This is a genomic window from Paenibacillus pasadenensis (assembly GCF_002864175.1).
Classification (GTDB): Bacteria; Bacillota; Bacilli; order Paenibacillales; family Paenibacillaceae; genus Paenibacillus_O; species Paenibacillus_O pasadenensis.
Map to the genome: position 1 here is coordinate 121,159 of NZ_NFEZ01000004.1, position 16,461 is coordinate 137,619.

The following is a 16,461-nucleotide window of genomic DNA, read 5'->3' on the forward strand; positions in this document are numbered from 1 at the left end:
AGGCTCCCGGACCGGATGAAGGAGCGACAACGATGCGGATGATGGAATCCTGGATGAGCCGGCTGTGGCCGGAGTGGAGCGGAACGCTGCGGCGGCGGAGCGGCGGGTGGAACAACAGCACGTATTTTGTTGAAGGCAGTGCCGGGCGCGCGGTGCTGCGCATCTACGAGACGCATCGCGACCGGGACAAGATCGAGTTCGAGCACGAGGTGCTGAAGCGGCTGGCGGAGCTCTCCTTGCCGTTTCAGGTGCCGCAGCCGATCCCGGCCCGGAACGGGGCGACCGTGGCCGAGACGGAGGACGACCCTTCCAAGCTCGCTTGCTTGTTCCGCTATATCGAAGGCGACTCCCCGGCGGAGGAGGAGTCGGGCTACGAGGCGTCGTTCGGCGAAGCGGCGGGCCTGTTGTCGGCGGCGCTTGCCGGCGTCCGCCCGAGCTTGTCTCCGGCGTATCGCCCGTATTACGAGCTGAGAGCGGCCTATCCGCTTTGCACTGACGAAGCGCTGCGCGAGCTGTGCTTCGATCCGCCCGAGCCTTTCCGCCATCTGGCTGCGGAGCTCGGGGCGCTATATGAGGCGTGCGGAGACATCTTCGGTCGCCTGGCGGAGCTGGAGCGGCTGCCGCATCAGCTCGTGCACGGAGATCTGAACGCGTCGAACCTGCTGCTGCGGCAGGCGGATCGCCGGCAGGTAGCCGCGCTGCTCGACTTCGAGTTCTGCGCGTGGGATTTGCGGGCGATGGAGCCGGCGGTCGTTCTTTCCGGCCTCGTCGGACATCCGGAGGAAGAGGCGGCGGCGCAAGCGTTCTGGCGCGGCTTCAGCGGCGTCGTCCGGCTGTCCCGCGAGGAGATGGAAGCGGTGCCTTTGCTGATGCAGCTCCGCAAAGTAGACGTATTCCTGCACTTCGTCAGCCGCTTCTGGGAAGGCACGGATGAAGCGCCCGTGCTCCGCGAGCAGGTCCGGATGCTCGCCGCGGATCTGGGCCGGCTGTCGTCGAGCTCGCGGCGGATGATGCGGGGCGGCGAATGATTTCGCCTCGCCTCTTATAAGACCTCCGGCCTATGCCGATAGATCCCTTTGAAAGATTTGATTTAAAAAAGGGAGGAATAGTCTGAATGAGGAAAAGCAGGAGTCTGATCCTGGGGCTCGCCCTGGCGCTGAGCTTGCCGGGAACGACTGCGCTCGCGGCCAAAACATCGGCTGACTTCAAAGACTTGCAGGATCTCGATGCCGCGACGAAAGCGAAGATTGACGCGCTGCTCAGCGCGGGCGTGTTCAACGGCGTGAGCCAGGACACGTTCGACTTGAAGAGCGAAATGAACCGCGCCCAGTTCGCCAAGGTCGCTGCGCTGATTTTCGGCCTGAAGGTCGACTCGGGCCTGAAGATGTCCAGCTTCAGTGACGTCAAGCCGGACGACAAGGGAAACGGCTATGCGTTGCCTTACATCGAGGCCCTCAAGAACGCGGGCATCGCGGAAGGATATGGCGGCGGAAGGTTCGACCCGGCAGGAAAGGTCACGAAAGAGCAGCTCGCCACGTTCCTGGTGAGGGGCCTTGGCAAGGATGACGACGCCAAGTCGGCTCCCGGCGTGGACGACCAGACCGTTTCGGACTGGGCCAAAGGCTACGTCGAGCTCGCCCTGGAGCTGAAGCTGCTGAGCAACGGCGCGGACGGAAAATTCGGCGGAGGCTCCAACGCGACCCGCGATCTGCTCGTGCTGGGCGCTTATGAGGCGAAGGAGCAATACGTTCCGCGTGGCGCCACGCCAACGCCGACTCCTTCGCCGAGCCTGACGCCGACGCCGAGCGCCTCGCCAAGTCCAAGCCCGACGCCGAGCGCAGCGCCGCCTATCGTGTGGCCGACGCCGGAGCCGACATCGACGGCAACGCCGACCGTTCAGCCGACGCCAACCGCGTCGTCGACACCGACGGCAACACCGACGCCAACCGCGTCGCCGACACCGACCCCGGCGCCAGCCATCACGGGGCTTACGGTGGAATCCGGAACGGTAGCCGGCTCGGTGCGTCTCGTCTACGAAGCGGTCTCGGGCAACGGCCTGCGTTTCGTCCATCAGCCAGGTCCGTTCGTGACGCCGAAGGTCGGATCCTCCGCGGCCGAGATCGGCAGCGAATATGAGACGGGCGCCGATATTCGGGGCGTCTATGAGGGCGAGCATATCGGCGTCTATGAGGTCAACGCCTCCACCGGCGCAGTCGTCCGGTTCAGCGACATCGCGCTGACGGCCGCGTAGATCGGTGTGGCGGCAGAACAGCTGCTGCATACGCAATTCTATGTTTCAGCAGGTTCCGTTCCCGGCACGGCCAAGCTGACGCTGGTGAACCCGAGCAGCGTAGGCGCAGAGAAATGGCGTATCCGCACAGTTGGGGAAAATGTGTATACTCCGGCGTCGGGAGCCTTTTTCGATGGCGTCGATTATGCATCCGGCCAAGACATTGACCTCGACACAGAGCATCCGCTCATCCTGGTGGCGGCCACCGATGCAGACAATCGCGTTATCCGTTACGCTGTGGCGGTTTACATTCCAGAACCTGCCGTTGAGGTCACTTTGGGTCCGCTCCATGCCGGTGTAGGCCAGTTGAGCCTTCGTGCAAGCGGAGAACTGCATGCCGACACGACCTCCCTGACAAATACCGCTGATTTGCTGGAATCTATCTCCATCGGCGGTGAATCGGCTCCGGGCTGGATTCAATCCAGCTTCGTAATATGGGATTCCATGACCTCCACTTTCCTTGTGCAGCTTCCCGAGGCGACGTTTGCATCAGGTCAAACCGTCGTTGTGACGCTCAAGCCGGGAGCTTGGAAGGATGTTTCCGGAGCTGTGCTGGAGCAGACCTCTTGCGCAGGCGTAGTCGAGCTGACGGTTCCGCCAGTGATTCCGCCGATCCCACCAATTCCACCGATCCCGCCGATTCCGCCGATCCCACCGATCCCACAGATTCCGCCGGTATAACCAACAAGATCTCCTCCAATCCCTTCATGAGCGAGACTCGACCAACGCAAGGAGCTGCCGCATCTGCCAAGATGCCGCAGCTCTTTTTTGCCGTTGGGGCGTCATCGGCCTGCGGCGCATATCAGGCAGAACTCAGGACCGCTTGACCGCCAGGCAATAATGGACGTTGTCGAAGGCGGCCAGCGGCTCGCCCGTCCGGCTAGCGTTGCAGGCAGCGAGCAGCCGGGCGTCGATGACAGCAGGCGTCAGATGCTCGTACGCGAGCAGTCCCGCCTCCTCCAGCAGCGACTCCAGCTCGGCAGAGGAGTAGGAGGAGACCATCGGCTCGCCGGCCTGCGCCGCCATCATCACCTGCTTGCGGGCGCGCTCGCCAGCCTTTGGCGTGAAGGTCAGCTCGTCGGGGTAGTCGTACGCGAGGCCGCTGCCTGCAGGCAGCAGGTTCGCCAGCTTCCGCAGCAGACGGATAAACGCCTCCTGCGGCAAGTAGTAGCTGAGGCCGAGCACGCTGACGAAGGTCAAGCAGGTCGGGTCGAAGGCTGCGCAGTCGAGCAGCCGCTCCGGCCAATTCGTCGCGACCAGGGAAGCGAAAGCGCCTTGGTTGGCGAAACTCCGGGGCATCGACCCGACCAGGGAGTTGAAAGTGCCTTAGTTGGCGAAAATCCGGTGCATCGACCCGACCAGGGAGTTGAAAGTGCCTTAGTTGGCGAAAATCCGGTGCATCGACCCGACCAGGGAGTTGAAAGCGCCTTGGTTGGCCGCCCTCCGGTGCATCGACTGAACCAGGGAGTTGAGAGTGCCTTGGTTGGCGAAACTCGGGCGTATCGACCCGACCAGGGAGTTAAAATTGCCTTGGTTGGCGGAAACCCGGCGTATCGACCCGACCAGGGAGTTAAAATTGCCTTGGTTGGCGGAAACCCGGTGCATCGACCCGACCAGGGAGTCGAAAGTGCCTTGGTTGGCGAAACTCCGGGGCATCGACCCGACCAGGGAGTAGAAAGCGCCTTGGTTGGCGGAACCCCGGTGCATGGTGATGCAGCTTGACGAGTTGTTCCCATGACGCTAGGTTCGGTTCGGATTCCATGCAGCACCTCTTATCCTGAAGTCGGTTCTACCCGATATGACAATCGGAGATGGTCATTTGAGACAGAATAAGGGAAATTATTCTAGAAGAAAAGAGAGTACGCGCTCCCAGCCGTAGCCGGTGCGCAACCATTCGCCGCTTGCGGCTGGCTTCGCTTGGCCTGCTTTTGGTAAGATGGGGCGAGATTTCGAAGCAAGGGAGGGGATCGAATGAAGCTTGCGGCGCTCAAGAGAGGATTGGTCTACCAGACGCTTCGCCTGCTTCGGCAGCGGCAAGGCTCCCATCGCGTCGCGCTCGGCTTCGCGCTGGGGTTCCTGCCCTGCTGGTTCCCGACCTTCGGCGCGGACGTGCTGCTGGCGCTGGCGCTGCTGCGGCTGTGCCGCGGCAATATGGCGGCCGGCATGTTCGCCGTCCTTTTCGGCACGCTGTTATGGCCGATTCTGTTCTACGTCAATTATGCCGTGGGACATGCCGTGCGCAGAGGGCTGCGCCAGCCCGCCGACCCGGAGGTTCGGGACATTCTCGCCGATCCGGCAGAGGAGCTCCGCTACGACGAAACGGTCGAGAGCCTGGGCGAGCTCGGCGGGGCCGGGCTGGACTTCCTGACCGGCGCCCTGCTGAACAGCGTCCTCGGCGCGCTGCTGCTCTACCTCCTCTTCCGTCTGCTGTGGACGCGCTGCCGCGCGCCGCTGCTGCGCCGGGCGAGGGCCTGGCGGGCGCGCTCCGCCGGAGGCAAGCGCATCTCGCCGTCCTCCTGAGGGCAAGCGCAAAAACCGCCTCGCAAAGCGAGGCGGCGAATGGAATCGCGAAGGGCATGCTCCAAGCGCGCGCTGGCGCCTTGTAGCGATCGTCACGGCGATGGCGACGGCTGCGGAACGAGCGCGACGATCCGGTCGTCGTTGTCCGCCGGGTTGCCGCGCGACCGGTTGCTCGTCAGCACGTACAGCGTGCCGTCCGGGGCTTCGACGATCGAGCGCAGCCGGCCCCACTCTCCTTCGAAGAAAGGCTCGATCGACGATACGCTTCCGTCCGCCGCAAGGGAAGCCTGCAGCAGCCGCTCTCCCCGCAGCGCGGAGACGAGCAGCCGGCCCTTCCACGGCCCGTCTGTCAGGAAGGCCATGCCCGACGGAGCCCACGTCTCGTCGCCGCTATGCGCGGCCGGAACCTGCAGCGGCTGGCCGTCTGCGGCCTCGCCGCTCTCGTCGCCCTCCACGTCCGGCCAGCCGTAGTTGGCGCCGGGGCGGATGCGGTTGATCTCGTCATGCGCCGATTGGCCGTGCTCGGAGCTGTACAGCTCGCCGCTCTCTGGATGCCAGGCGAGGCCCTGCGGGTTGCGGTGGCCGAGGCTGTAGACCGGCGATCCGGGAAAAGGGTTGTCCGCCGGAACCGACCCGTCCGGCTGCAGCCGGAGGATCTTGCCGGCCAGGCTGTCCGGATCCTGCGCCAGCTCCGGCTCGGACGCGTCGCCGGTCGTCGCGTACAGCATGCCGTCCGGGCCGAAGCGCAGCCGGCCGCCGTTATGATTGACCGCTCCCGGAATCGAATCGAGCAGCACCTGGTCGATGGCCGCCTTGCCGCCTTCGATGCGCAGGCGCAGCACGCGGTTCAGGATGCGGCCCTGCTCTTCGTAGGAGTGGTAGGCGTAGGCGTAGCCGTTGTCGGCAAAAGCCGGATCAAGAGCGAGGCCGAGCAAGCCGCCTTCTCCTCCATCCGGACCTTCGACCTCCAGCAGCGGCTCCTCGCGGAGCCGGCCATCCTCGATGACCCGCAGCGCTCCCGGGCGCTCGGTGAAGAAGATGCGGCCGTCCGGAGCAAGGGCGATCTCCCACGGCAGGTCCAATCCTTCTGCGAGGACGGTCGGCTCATAGGGAAAGCGATCCGCGCTTTCCGCCGCCTCCGAGGGCGGCGCGGCGGAAGGTATGGCTCCGGACGAGCTGGCAGGCGGCGCGGCTCCTCCGTCCTGCCGCAGCTGCTCGGACGGGGCGCAGCCGCAAAGCAGCAGGACGGCGGCGGCCGTCCCGAGTCCTTTTCGATGCAGGGTCGTCAGCAAATCGATCTCCTCCTAGTCCGCTCCGCCGGACAGGCAGGAGAAGACGGTTTGCCCTCATTGTACCCGAACGGGCGGGGGAGGAATCAGCAGCGGGCCTTACTTCTCGTCCAGGATGGACCGCTGCCGGGAGATCCGGTTCCAATCTGCCGAATCGGTTCCATGAGCGGCGATCAGCTCGTCGAGCTTGTCGCCGAGCCGCGGATCTGCGGCTTGGTGCTGGTGCAGCTGGATATCCATCGCCACCAGCAACAGCTTGGCCAGATCGAGCTCCTCGACCTCCATCGACGTCAGATCTGACGGAAAAAACTTCTGCAGCATGGCAGAGGCGGAGGAGACATCCTCCTTGGAATACATCAAATCGTAAAGGATGCCGAAGGAGTGGGCATGCTCATCGCTGGCAAGGTTCCGGAAAAAGGCGGGAGATTCGTGCAGCTCCTCGTTCGGCGTCCCGATGAAGAGCGTGTTTCCCCCCATATCCGTCATCATGAACCGCCGATCCTCCTTCAAGTGCTTCATTTTGGAAATTCTAGGGACGCCGGTTCGAGGAATTTTGCCCAAGGCCATTTTTATCGAGCTTGTGAACTGCTCATAGACGAGATCGACTTCATCGACTTGTACATAGCACATCTGAGGATTTTCGCTCGGGACCGTCTTCTTGCTTCCATAAAAGTGCAGCTCGAGCGATCCGAGCCGGAGCACCGCGTAGGAATGGGGACGAGGGGAGATGTAGGCCAGGGTGAAGCCCAGCTTTTCGTAAAAGGAAATTTGATCCTTCAGAGACGGGCAAGGCAAAATGGGGATGATCTTGTTCATGGGGATCGGCACCTTCCTTTGAAGAGAATGTACTTCCATCGTATACTATTGGTGCAAATGCTAAGGTAGGTCGGGTTTAAATCCGGTGCTGCCTGGAAAAACGACTGTAAAGCCGTCATATGCTTGAACCTTCCATGATAGGGGGAGGAGGAGGCGGGATGAGAGGAATCGACATCGCCCGGAGCCTGAATATCAGCACGAGCGCGCTGCGGCATTACGAAGCCTGGGGGCTCGTCCCTCGGATCGAGAGATCGGCAAGCGGGTATCGCGTCTACACCCGGGAACATGAAGCCTATTTTCAATGCATCCGCGCGTTGATTCCCGGATTCGGCATGGAGCTGGTCCGGCGCATCATGCCGCTCGTCCAGCAGGGAAAGAAGCTGGATGTCCTGTGGCTGCTCAACGAGGCCCAAGTCCGCCTCCATGCGGAGAAGGAAACGGTCCAAAGAACGGTGGAGATGCTTGATCTCCAAGCGCTGCATGAACCGTCCCTGCGCGGCGGTAAAAGCTCGTATACGATCGGAGAAGCCGCCGAGGAAGCGAAGGTATCCGCTTCCGCCATTCGGCATTGGGAGAAGGAAGGACTGATTCGGCCCGAGCGCCGGCCCGACAACGGGTTCCGCATCTATCGCCCCTCGGACATCCGCAAGCTGCTCGTCATCCGCACGGTTCAACGAGTCGTCTATTCCCTGGATGTCGTTCGCAAGGTCCTGTCCGAGCTCGACAACCATGACGCGGCGCAGGCCAAGGAAATTGCGCTTCAGTCCCTTCATTACCTGGACGGGGTGCTCGTCGAGCAGATGCGGGGGATCGCATGCTTGCAGAGCCTGCTTGACTCGGCTCACGAAAAAGAGGGGCGGCAGGAATGACCCCGCCTTCTCTCCTTTTGAACGGGCGCCCGATGCGGCCGCAATTTCGGCGCTCTCTTTTCGGACGGCGGCAAAAGCCCCCGTCGCCGGCGAGCGCCGGCAGACGGGGGCTTTTGCGAAAGGCAGGGCTGCCTCGGTCAATAGCAGCTGAACGAGTCGATGCGGCTCAGGTCGAGGCCGGAGAACATCCAGAACAGGCCGTTCCAGCGGAAGCCGGACACCGAGGTGCGGCCGACGAACACCGGATAGAACCAGAAGCCGGGGCCGTTCGACGGCCAGACGTAGGTGTAGCGCAGCACGCAGCCGGAGATGGCGCCGGGGTCGATCGCCAGCGCTCCCGCCGTCAGCGGCTTGATCGGAATCGCCTGCGGCGGCGGCGAGGACGGCGGCTGCGGTCCGCCGCCCGGCCCGCCCGGCATTCCGCCAGGTCCCGGGAAGCCTCCGCCAGCACCGGGGAAGCCGCCTGGACCCGGTCCGGGAGGCGGTCCAGGGAAGCCGCCTCCGCCTCCGGGGAATGGAGGCGGACCCGGCGTGCCCGGGAACAGGCCGCCGAGGCCGCCCGGCTGGTTGGGGGGAAACAATAGCGCCATGCAACTTCCTCCTTTAGATCAGCGTGATGGCCAGCAGGTCGAACAGGACGAGCGGCAGGATGACGTTGTTGTAGAAGTACGGATTCGGCGGGCCGGGCAGGAACGCGCGGCTGAGGCCTTCGTTCGACAGCTGCAGGAACATGATGCTGCGGTCGCACAGCACGATCTTCCCCTCGTAGACGTCGCCGTCCATCGTCTCGACCTTGACGAGGCGGTAGGCGTGCTCTGCGCACAGCGCCTGCAGGCGCTGCTTGACGCCGAGCAGCGTTTCATGATGGTCGGACTCGCAGTGGTACACGCGCGTCGGTGCCGGCGTTGGCGCGGAGTCGTACGGATGCATGGGCATGACCTCCGTTTTCTGGGCATAGCCTAGCGTATGCGCCCGCCCAGACAGAGGTGACGCCCCCCGGTTTAGGCGTCCCGGACCGCGGGTAGAAAGAAGAGAATCTTTTTTTTCGCAAGAAGTGAAACCAAGCTCTGCAAGCGCGCGTATACCGTTCTGATTGCAACGCTCGGCCTAATCGCATAAGACTCCGAAGGGGAGTAACTGGTACAGTAAAGTCGTCAATCCGAGAGCGCGAGCTCTCCGGCTTTATTGGCAGCGCCGCATAATTCGGCGCTGTTGGTGAGACCTTTGTCCATGAGGCTGTTTCCTCATCGGCAAGGGTCTTTTTGCATTCTTCCGGGCACATCCGATTTCATTCAAAGGAGGAAAGGACATGGATTTCGCATTGCTGATGGAGTACGGATGGGTGCTGCTCGTCCTGATCGCGCTGGAGGGCCTGCTCGCGGCGGACAACGCGCTCGTGCTGGCCATCATGGTCAAGCATCTGCCGGAACAGCAAAGGAAGAAGGCTTTGTTCTACGGCTTGGCGGGGGCGTTCGTGTTCCGCTTCGCGTCGCTGTTCATCATCTCGTTCCTGGTCGACGTCTGGCAGGTGCAGGCGATCGGCGCGCTCTATCTGCTGTTCATCGCCGCCAACCACATCTACCGCAAGGTGATCGTCAAGAGAGCGAAGCAGGAAGTCGAGCCGCATACGGCCGCCGAGCCGAAAAAATCCGGCTTCTGGGGCACCGTCATCAAGGTCGAGCTGGCGGACATCGCCTTCGCGGTCGACTCGATCCTCGCCGCCGTCGCGCTCGCCGTCGCCTTGCCGGAGACGCCGCTGCCGCAAATCGGCGGCATGGACGGAGGCCACTTCGCCGTCATCTTCCTGGGCGGATTCATCGGCCTGCTGATCATGCGCTTCGCGGCCAATGCCTTCGTGAAGCTGCTGGAGGCGCGGCCTTCGCTCGAGATCGCGGCCTTCGTCATCGTCGGCTGGGTCGGCGTCAAGCTGGCGGTTCACACGCTGGCGCATCCTTCGCTGCATGTCATCCCGCATGACTTTGCCGAGTCGACCGGCTGGAAGCTCATCTTCTACGGCGTGCTCGTCGCCGTCGCCGTAGGCGGCTGGTTCCTGTCGGGCCGCAAAACCGGCAAGCAGGACGAGGCGAAGCCGGTGCCGGCCGAATTCCCGGAATAAGCAAACAGCCGCACTCCCCTGCAGGGGCGTGCGGCTGTTTCCGTTTCCGGCCCCGTTTTCTGCATCGCCGGGCGCCGCTCCTGCGTATGCAGACGATCAGGACCTTGAAGGAGGGATCGTCGTGAAGCTCATTCTGGAGCGGATCAGCAAGACGTTCGACGGCAAGCCGGTGCTGCGGGAAGTATCGTACTCGTTCGAGAAAGGCAAGATCTACGGCCTGCTCGGACGGAACGGCGCCGGCAAGACGACGCTGTTCAACAGCCTCAGCCGCGAGTTGAGCACAGATGGCGGAACAGCGTATCTGGAGGAGGACGACGGCAGCAGGCGGGAGCTGCGGGAGACGGATGTCGGCTACGTCTACTCGCTGCCGATCCTGCCCGAGTTTCTGACCGGGTACGAGTTCGTGAAGTTCTACCTCGAAGCGAATCCGGACCGGCGGACGGAAGGCTTGGACATCGATGCATGGTTCGACCGGATGCGCTTCGACGGCCACGACCGGCATCGCCTCATCAAGGGCTATTCGCACGGGATGAAGAACAAGGTGCAGATGCTGCTCTTCTTCATCGCCAAGCCTCCGGTCATCCTGCTCGACGAGCCGCTCACCTCCTTCGACGTCATCGTGGCGCTGGAGATGAAGCAGATGCTGCGGGAGATGAAGCAGGATCATATCCTCATCTTCTCCACCCATATCCTGCAGCTGGCGACCGACCTGTGCGACGAGCTCGTCGTGCTGAACCAAGGCTCGCTGTCCTCCGTGCCGTCCGAGCTGCTGCGCAGTCCGGAGTTCGAGCGGCAGGTCGTAGAGCTGCTGCAGGACGGACCGGCCGATGAGTAGCGTCTACCGGCTGCTGCGGGCCATCCAGGTCGCTTCGTTCGCCAACCGCCTCGTCTATTACATGCGGCGGCTGCCGTGGATCGGCTCCCGCGTGCCCGAATCGCTCTATGCCCGGCGCGGCTGGAAGCGCGCCGCCTCCTGGGCGGCGATCGTGCTGGAGCTGCTGTGGGCGGTCGCGAACAAGCTGATCTATGTCGGCCTCTGCGTCGTGCTCCCTGCGCTTTGGATGCGGGAGGCCGGGCATGCGGCGGATCCGCTGCCGTCCGCGCTGGCGATCCTGCTGCCGCTCAGCTTCTTCACCGCCTGCTTGTGGAACGCGCGGGTGCTCGAGCCGAAGCGGGACAAGTTCGTCGCGGTCAAGCTGATGCGGATTCCCGGAGAGCTCTACATGAAGGCGACGCTGACGTACCGGTACGTCGTCTTTTTCCTGTCGTTCCTGATCGCGCTCGCCGTCCTGCTCCCGTTCGTCGGCGGCTCCATGCTCGGCGGGGCGCTGCTGGCGCTGTCGATCACGATGTGGCGGCTCGCGGCCGAGTACGGGCATCTGCTGCTGTTCGAGCGGACCGGGATCGTGCTGATCAAAAAGAACGGCCTCATCTGGGCGTCGATCCTCGTCGGACTCGCTCTCGCCTATGGCCCGCCGCTGCTCGGCCTGGCTCCGGACCTGCGGCTGCCTGCCCTGCCTGCGGCGCTCCTGGCCGCGCTCATCGCCTTGCTCGGCGCAGCCGCAGTCTGGCGGCTCGCCCGCTATCCCCGCTACCGCGAGGCGGTCGAGGCGGCGACCCGCCGGGACGATCCGCTGCTCGATCTCGGGCGGATGATGGCGGAAGCGAAAAAGGCGGATGTGGCCGTCAAGCAGGACGATCTCGGCGATCCTGGACCGGATCGGGGCGGCAGCGCCTCGGGCTCGAGCGGCTATGCTTATCTGAACGCGCTGTTCTTTTCCCGGCATCGCCGGCTCGTCCGCCGTCCCCTCCTGGTGCGGCTCGCCATCGTGGCGGGAGCGGGAGCGGCCGGCTGCGCCGTGCTGGCCGTGCTGCGTCCGCAGCCCGGCTCATGGGACCCGGCCTCGCTGGCCGTGTACCTGCCGTTCGGCCTGTACCTGCTCTCCGTCGGAGAGCGGATCTGCCGGGCGCTGTTCTACAACTGCGACATGCCGCTGATGCGGTACGCCTTTTACCGGGCTGCGGCGCCCAAGCATTTCCGCCTGCGCCTGGTCCGCCTGGCCGCCATGAACCTGCTGACGGGAGCGGCCGCGGCCGCCGCGCTGACGGCCGCCGCGGCCGTCGCGGGAGCCGCCTTGCCGCTCGAAGAGCTGCTGCTGCTCTGGGCGCTCGTGCTGTCGCTGGCGCTGCTGTTCTCGGTCCATCATCTGGCGCTCTACTATTTGCTCCAGCCGTATTCGACCGAGCTGGACGCCAAAAACCCGCTGTTCCACTTCGTCAACATGGCGCTCTCGGCGGGCTGCTGGCTCGTGCTGCTGCTGCGGCCGGAGCTGCCGGCGCTGGCGGCCGGCTCCGCCCTGCTGCTGGCGCTGTATGCCGCGGCGGCGCTAGGGCTCGTAAGCCGCCTCGGCGCGAGGACGTTCCGGATCAAGTGAGCCGGACGCCGACGCCGAGGCGCGCGATTCCGCGACTGCCGTACTAGGCCAACCCGCCTTTGTCATACGCATAGGAAGATGTTCGGCCTCGAGGCGGCCGGGACAAGGGGGGATGGACGCGAATGACGGCGATCGGAGAGCAGTTCGTATTCGACTTCACAGGAGCGCAGCAGACATGGAACGTGCCGGGCGACGTAGGCGTGATCCGGATCGAATGCTGGGGCGCGCAGGGCGGGACGGCCACGACGCAGGGCATCGGCGGAAATGGCGGCTACGCCGCCGGCACGTTTCGGGTGACGCCCGGCGAGCCGCTCGTCGTGGCGGCAGGCGGAAAAGGCGAGGACGGCCGGCTGAACGGGCCGGCGACGGCGGGAGGCTTCAACGGCGGCGGGAACGGCGGCCCCGGCTTCGACAATTCCGCCTCGGGCGGCGGGGGCGGAGGAGCCAGCGACATGCGGCGAGGCGGGAGCGCGCTGGCGAACCGCATCCTGATCGGCGCCGGAGGGGGAGGCGGCGTCGGGAACGTAACGAGCATGACGAGAGGCTTTCCGGGCGGAGCCGGAGGCGGCCTGCAGGGCGCGGCCGGCACGGGCGACGATACGGTCGCGCCGGGCAAGGGCGGCACGCAGACGGCCGGCGGAGCGGGAGGAGTCGGAGGGAGCAACAGCGGCACGCCGGGAGTCCTCGGCCAAGGCGGCAGCGGCACGGGGAATCGCTACGAAGGCGGCGGAGGCGGGGGCGGCGGATTGTACGGAGGCGGCGGCAGCGGAGCCGGCAACGGCAACGACGGCTCCGCAGGCGGCGGCTCCTCTTTTCTCGGCGCCGCTTACGATGCGGAGACGACAGCCGGCGTGCAGGCAGGCGACGGGCGCGTCGTCATCACCGCTCTCGGCCTGCTGACGTTCGACGTCGTCAAGACGGGCGACCGCAACGAGGCTTCGCCGGGCGATACGGTGCAGTTCTCGATCGTCGTGACCAATACGGGGAATTACCCGATCACGAACATCGCCGTAAACGACCCGCTGATCGGCATCAGCACGACGCTGCCGCAGCTCGATCCGGGCCAGAGCGAGGCCGTCGCGGGAACGTACACGATTCCGGCGCAGGCTCCGCCCGGCGTGCTGACCAATACGGCGACCGTCCAGCCGCAGGATCTCGCTCCCAAGACGGCGAGCTACGACGTGCTCGTCTCCGAGGCGCCCTCGCTGCTGTTCACCAAGTCGGTCGACCGCGCGCAGGCTTCGCCGGGCGATACGGTCATCTTCACGATCCGGGCGCGCAACCTTGGCAACGTCGACTTCGTCAACCTGACGCTGACCGATCCGCTGCTCGGCCTGGAGCAGCGCATCAACCGCATCGTCGCGGGCGAGGAGTTCGTGCTGAATTGGCCGTACGTCATCCCGCCGCTGACGCCGCCCGGCTTCCTGACGAACCTGGCGCGCATCCAGGGCGACAATCTGAGTCCCCAGCTCGTCGGCGTCTCGCTGACGGTCCTGGCCGCCGCGCAGCTGAGCGCGGTCAAGACGACGACGCCGAACGTCGCCCGTCCCGGCCAGACGCTGACGTATGTCGTCACGGTCACGAACTTCGGCAACGTCGAGCTGACGAACGTGCGCGTCGTCGACAGCCAGACGCTGCTCGACGAGACGATCCCCGTCCTTCGCCCCGGAGAGGCGCGAGAGGTGTCGAACACGTATTTCGTGCCGCTCAACACGCCGCCCGGCGTCTACATGAACACGGCGTTCGTCACGTCGGACCAGACGCCGAGCCCGCTGCCGGCCGAATCGTCCGCCGAAGTCATTGCGGTGCGGGCGATCGGCCTCGTCAAGTCGGTCTCGCCGGCCGCGGCCGCTCCGGGGCAGCCGGTCGTGTTCCGCATCCAGGTCGGCAATCTCGGCAACGTGCCGCTCGGTCCGGTCCGCCTCGTCGATCGGCTGACCGGCCTGGACGAGACGATCCCTTCGCTCGCCGTGGATGAGATCGTCGAGGCGGAGGCGCCGTATGTCATTCCGGTCGGGACGCCGATCGGCTCGAGGGTGCTCAACCTGGCGGAGGCGACGGCGGCTGGAGCCGATCCGGCCGAAGCGTCGACGCTCGTCGACATCGTGGCGGCGGGCCTTGCGATCGCCAAATCGGGGAATCGGACCGTCGCTGCGCCGGGCGATGTCATCGCCTATACGCTGACGGTCGTCAATACGACGTCGCTGACGCAGACGAACGTGCTGCTGTCCGATCCGGCCGCGAGCTTTGCCGAGACGGTCCCGAGCCTTGCGCCCGGAGCGTCCGTCATCCGTACGGTCGGCATCACCGTGCCTGCGGGCGCGGTGAACGGCAGCGTCATCGACAACGTGCTGACCGTCTCGTCGGATCAGACGCCGGCTCAGCTGGCGGCATACCAGACCGTCGTCCAGACGGATCCGCCGCAGCAGACGACGCTGGCGATCCGCAAGCTGTCCGACCGGCTCGTCGCCGGTCCGGGAGAGCCGATCCTGTTCACCGCCGAAGTCACCAATACCGGACCGAGTCCGGCGACGTCGATCGTCGTCGCGGATTCGCTGGCGGGCTATTCGCAGGCGATTCCGGCGCTGGCGCCGGGCCAGACGGCGGTGACGAGCTTCATCTATACGGTGCCGCCGGGCACGCGGCAGGGCACGGTGCTCGTCAATACGGTGACGGCGACCGCTCCGGAGGTGCCCGCGCAGCTGCAGCCGGTGACCGATTCGCTGTCCGTGCTCGTCGCCTTGCCGGATTTCCTGCTGGAGCTGACGAGCCGGGCCGCGCCCAATCCCGTGCCGTACCGGGGAAGCACGCTCATTGAGATCACGGTCCGCAACATTTCCAGCCAAACGCTGACCGGGGTGCGCGTGCTGGAGTCGCTGACCGAGTTCGCCGCCGTCATTCCGGTGCTGCCGCCGGGAGACAGCCGCACGTTCACGGTGCCGTTCACGCCGCCGGCGAGGACGCGCGGCGGAACGGTGTTCGACAGCTTCGCCACGGCGTTCTCCAATGAGACCGCGCTCCGCCAGGTGCTCGTGCCGATCGTGGCGGCGATCCGGAACGACGCGCTCCTGACGGAATCCGTCTCGCCGCAGGTCGCCGCTCCCGGAGGCACCGTCGTCTTCACGGTCCGCATCGCCAACACGGGCAACGTGCCGTTCGTGAACGGCGTGCTGCAGCTGCCGCTGTTCGGCCTGCGGCTGACGACGGAGTCGTTCGAGATCGGGGCGGACCAGACGCTGCGTCTGCCGTACCGCATCCCGGACGACGCGCCGGAGGGGCTCATCGTGAGCGAGGCGATCGCCTCCTCCGACAACGGTCCGACGCTGCGGGCGACAGCCGCGGTGCGGGTCGTGCACGAGGAGGAATAGGCGGTTTTGATCCGTCCGGGCCTTGGGCCCGGGCGGATTTTTTCGTCCATCCTGCTCGCGAGGCCGCTCGCTCGGGAGGGCGCGCATATGGAAAATTAGGGATGACGTCCGATTCAGTTGACTTGGTTCGTGGTTATTCGACATAATTTATGAATATTGTTTCAGCCGGGGCTGAGGCACAAGCCATAACGCAGAAGGATCGTGAAGCGACAAGATGTTTGCGACAATCAACGGAACGAGGCTTTATTTCGATATCGAGGGTTCTGGCTACGTGCCGGTCGGGGAGCGAATGGAAGCCCGCCCGGCTCTGTTCGCCATCCACGGCGGACCGGGGAGCGACCACTCCGACTTCAAGCCGTGGCTGACGCCGCTGGCCGACGGGCTGCAGATCGTCTACCTGGACCAGCGGTGCAACGGCCAGTCGGAGCGCGTCGATCCGGCGACCTGCACGCTGGAGCAGCTGGCGGACGATATCGAGGAGCTGCGGCGCTATCTGGGCTTCGGGCGCATCCATCTGCTCGGCCACTCCTTCGGCGGCATGGTGGCGCAGGTGTTCGCGGCGCGCTATCCGGACTCGCTGGACAAGCTGCTGCTCGTCTGCACGGCGCCGAGCCGGGAGTTCTACCCGGCGGCGCTGGAGTTCCCTCCCGCATCGCCACGCCGGAGCAGCTGGCCGTCATTCCCGAGCTGTTCGAGGGACGGATCGAGGACGAGGCGCATCTGATCCGCTGGTGGGACGTCAACTACGACCTCTACTT

The 16,461-nt window shown here is 65.0% G+C and carries 15 protein-coding genes; 10 read left to right on the forward strand and 5 right to left on the reverse strand.

All coding sequences use genetic code 11. From position 1 onward, the window contains the following. Positions 1–32: 32 nt before the first annotated feature. From B8V81_RS10245 to B8V81_RS25215, 3 genes are all read left to right on the forward strand, one after another. On the forward strand, positions 33–1,028 hold the full coding sequence (locus B8V81_RS10245) for a phosphotransferase (RefSeq protein ID WP_240479079.1): 996 nt from the start codon (positions 33–35) through the stop codon (positions 1,026–1,028). An 86-nt stretch (positions 1,029–1,114) separates the two neighbouring features. Beyond that, positions 1,115–2,251: an S-layer homology domain-containing protein gene (locus B8V81_RS10250; protein WP_101808309.1), complete on the forward strand. Its 1,137-nt coding sequence runs from the start codon at positions 1,115–1,117 to the stop codon at positions 2,249–2,251. A gap of 6 nt (positions 2,252–2,257) precedes the next feature. Then, on the forward strand, positions 2,258–2,971 hold the full coding sequence (locus B8V81_RS25215; protein WP_180968418.1) for a hypothetical protein: 714 nt from the start codon (positions 2,258–2,260) through the stop codon (positions 2,969–2,971). A gap of 132 nt (positions 2,972–3,103) precedes the next feature. On the opposite strand, the gene B8V81_RS10265 is transcribed toward B8V81_RS25215, so the two are convergent. Beyond that, positions 3,104–3,589, reverse strand: a complete 486-nt coding sequence (locus tag B8V81_RS10265) for a class I SAM-dependent methyltransferase (protein ID WP_101808312.1) — start codon at positions 3,587–3,589, stop codon at positions 3,104–3,106. Positions 3,590–4,261: 672 nt separating this feature from the next. On the opposite strand from B8V81_RS10265, the gene B8V81_RS10275 reads away from it, so the two are divergent. Continuing rightward, positions 4,262–4,810 carry a DUF2062 domain-containing protein gene (locus tag B8V81_RS10275; protein ID WP_052333657.1) on the forward strand — a complete coding sequence of 183 codons (549 nt, stop codon included), beginning with the start codon at positions 4,262–4,264 and terminating at the stop codon, positions 4,808–4,810. A gap of 92 nt (positions 4,811–4,902) precedes the next feature. On the opposite strand, the gene B8V81_RS10280 is transcribed toward B8V81_RS10275, so the two are convergent. Next, complete coding sequence (locus B8V81_RS10280) at positions 4,903–6,102, reverse strand: PQQ-dependent sugar dehydrogenase (RefSeq protein WP_240479078.1); 1,200 nt, start codon at positions 6,100–6,102, stop codon at positions 4,903–4,905. 96 nt (positions 6,103–6,198) lie between these two features. Then, positions 6,199–6,588: a hypothetical protein gene (locus tag B8V81_RS24775; protein WP_146000480.1), complete on the reverse strand. Its 390-nt coding sequence runs from the start codon at positions 6,586–6,588 to the stop codon at positions 6,199–6,201. 485 nt (positions 6,589–7,073) lie between these two features. On the opposite strand from B8V81_RS24775, the gene B8V81_RS10290 reads away from it, so the two are divergent. Beyond that, positions 7,074–7,784, forward strand: coding sequence for a MerR family transcriptional regulator (locus B8V81_RS10290; protein WP_028600693.1), 711 nt, complete (start codon positions 7,074–7,076; stop codon positions 7,782–7,784). Between the two features lie 137 nt (positions 7,785–7,921). Here the strand turns inward: B8V81_RS10290 and B8V81_RS24780 are convergent, their stop codons facing one another. Beyond that, positions 7,922–8,374, reverse strand: coding sequence for a hypothetical protein (locus tag B8V81_RS24780; RefSeq protein WP_028600692.1), 453 nt, complete (start codon positions 8,372–8,374; stop codon positions 7,922–7,924). A gap of 13 nt (positions 8,375–8,387) precedes the next feature. After that, positions 8,388–8,714 (reverse strand): hypothetical protein, encoded by a 327-nt coding sequence (locus tag B8V81_RS10300; RefSeq protein WP_052333655.1) that lies wholly within the window; start codon positions 8,712–8,714, stop codon positions 8,388–8,390. A 379-nt stretch (positions 8,715–9,093) separates the two neighbouring features. Here B8V81_RS10300 and B8V81_RS10305 point away from each other — a divergent pair, with 379 nt between their 5' ends. The 5 genes from B8V81_RS10305 (at position 9,094) to B8V81_RS10325 (ending at position 16,427) form a co-directional block, all read left to right on the forward strand. Continuing rightward, the gene (locus B8V81_RS10305; protein ID WP_028600690.1) at positions 9,094–9,900 is read left to right on the forward strand and encodes a TerC family protein; all 807 of its coding nucleotides are present in this window, start codon (positions 9,094–9,096) and stop codon (positions 9,898–9,900) included. Positions 9,901–10,021: 121 nt separating this feature from the next. After that, positions 10,022–10,735: an ABC transporter ATP-binding protein gene (locus B8V81_RS10310; RefSeq protein ID WP_101808315.1), complete on the forward strand. Its 714-nt coding sequence runs from the start codon at positions 10,022–10,024 to the stop codon at positions 10,733–10,735. After that, entirely contained in the window at positions 10,728–12,335 is a 1,608-nt protein-coding gene (locus B8V81_RS10315; protein WP_101808316.1) for a hypothetical protein, read from the forward strand. Before B8V81_RS10310 ends, B8V81_RS10315 begins: the two co-directional genes overlap by 8 nt. A 122-nt stretch (positions 12,336–12,457) precedes the next feature. Next, the gene (locus tag B8V81_RS10320) at positions 12,458–15,703 is read left to right on the forward strand and encodes a DUF7507 domain-containing protein (RefSeq protein ID WP_101808317.1); all 3,246 of its coding nucleotides are present in this window, start codon (positions 12,458–12,460) and stop codon (positions 15,701–15,703) included. Between the two features lie 214 nt (positions 15,704–15,917). Then, positions 15,918–16,427, forward strand: a complete 510-nt coding sequence (locus B8V81_RS10325; protein WP_101808318.1) for an alpha/beta fold hydrolase — start codon at positions 15,918–15,920, stop codon at positions 16,425–16,427. The last annotated feature ends 34 nt before the right edge of the window (positions 16,428–16,461 follow it).

Excerpts from the sequence above, each read along its gene's own strand:
- B8V81_RS24775 (WP_146000480.1), bottom strand. The coding sequence starts at position 6,588 with ATGATGACGGATATGGGGGGAAACACGCTCTTCATCGGGACGCCGAAC.
- B8V81_RS24780 (WP_028600692.1), bottom strand. The coding sequence starts at position 8,374 with ATGGCGCTATTGTTTCCCCCCAACCAGCCGGGCGGCCTCGGCGGCCTG.
- B8V81_RS10300 (WP_052333655.1), bottom strand. The coding sequence starts at position 8,714 with ATGCATCCGTACGACTCCGCGCCAACGCCGGCACCGACGCGCGTGTAC.
- B8V81_RS10265 (WP_101808312.1), bottom strand. The coding sequence starts at position 3,589 with ATGCCCCGGAGTTTCGCCAACCAAGGCGCTTTCGCTTCCCTGGTCGCG.
- B8V81_RS10325 (WP_101808318.1), top strand. The coding sequence starts at position 15,918 with ATGTTTGCGACAATCAACGGAACGAGGCTTTATTTCGATATCGAGGGT.
- B8V81_RS10305 (WP_028600690.1), top strand. The coding sequence starts at position 9,094 with ATGGATTTCGCATTGCTGATGGAGTACGGATGGGTGCTGCTCGTCCTG.
- B8V81_RS10315 (WP_101808316.1), top strand. The coding sequence starts at position 10,728 with ATGAGTAGCGTCTACCGGCTGCTGCGGGCCATCCAGGTCGCTTCGTTC.
- B8V81_RS10245 (WP_240479079.1), top strand. The coding sequence starts at position 33 with ATGCGGATGATGGAATCCTGGATGAGCCGGCTGTGGCCGGAGTGGAGC.
- B8V81_RS10320 (WP_101808317.1), top strand. The coding sequence starts at position 12,458 with ATGACGGCGATCGGAGAGCAGTTCGTATTCGACTTCACAGGAGCGCAG.
- B8V81_RS10250 (WP_101808309.1), top strand. The coding sequence starts at position 1,115 with ATGAGGAAAAGCAGGAGTCTGATCCTGGGGCTCGCCCTGGCGCTGAGC.
- B8V81_RS10290 (WP_028600693.1), top strand. The coding sequence starts at position 7,074 with ATGAGAGGAATCGACATCGCCCGGAGCCTGAATATCAGCACGAGCGCG.
- B8V81_RS10275 (WP_052333657.1), top strand. The coding sequence starts at position 4,262 with ATGAAGCTTGCGGCGCTCAAGAGAGGATTGGTCTACCAGACGCTTCGC.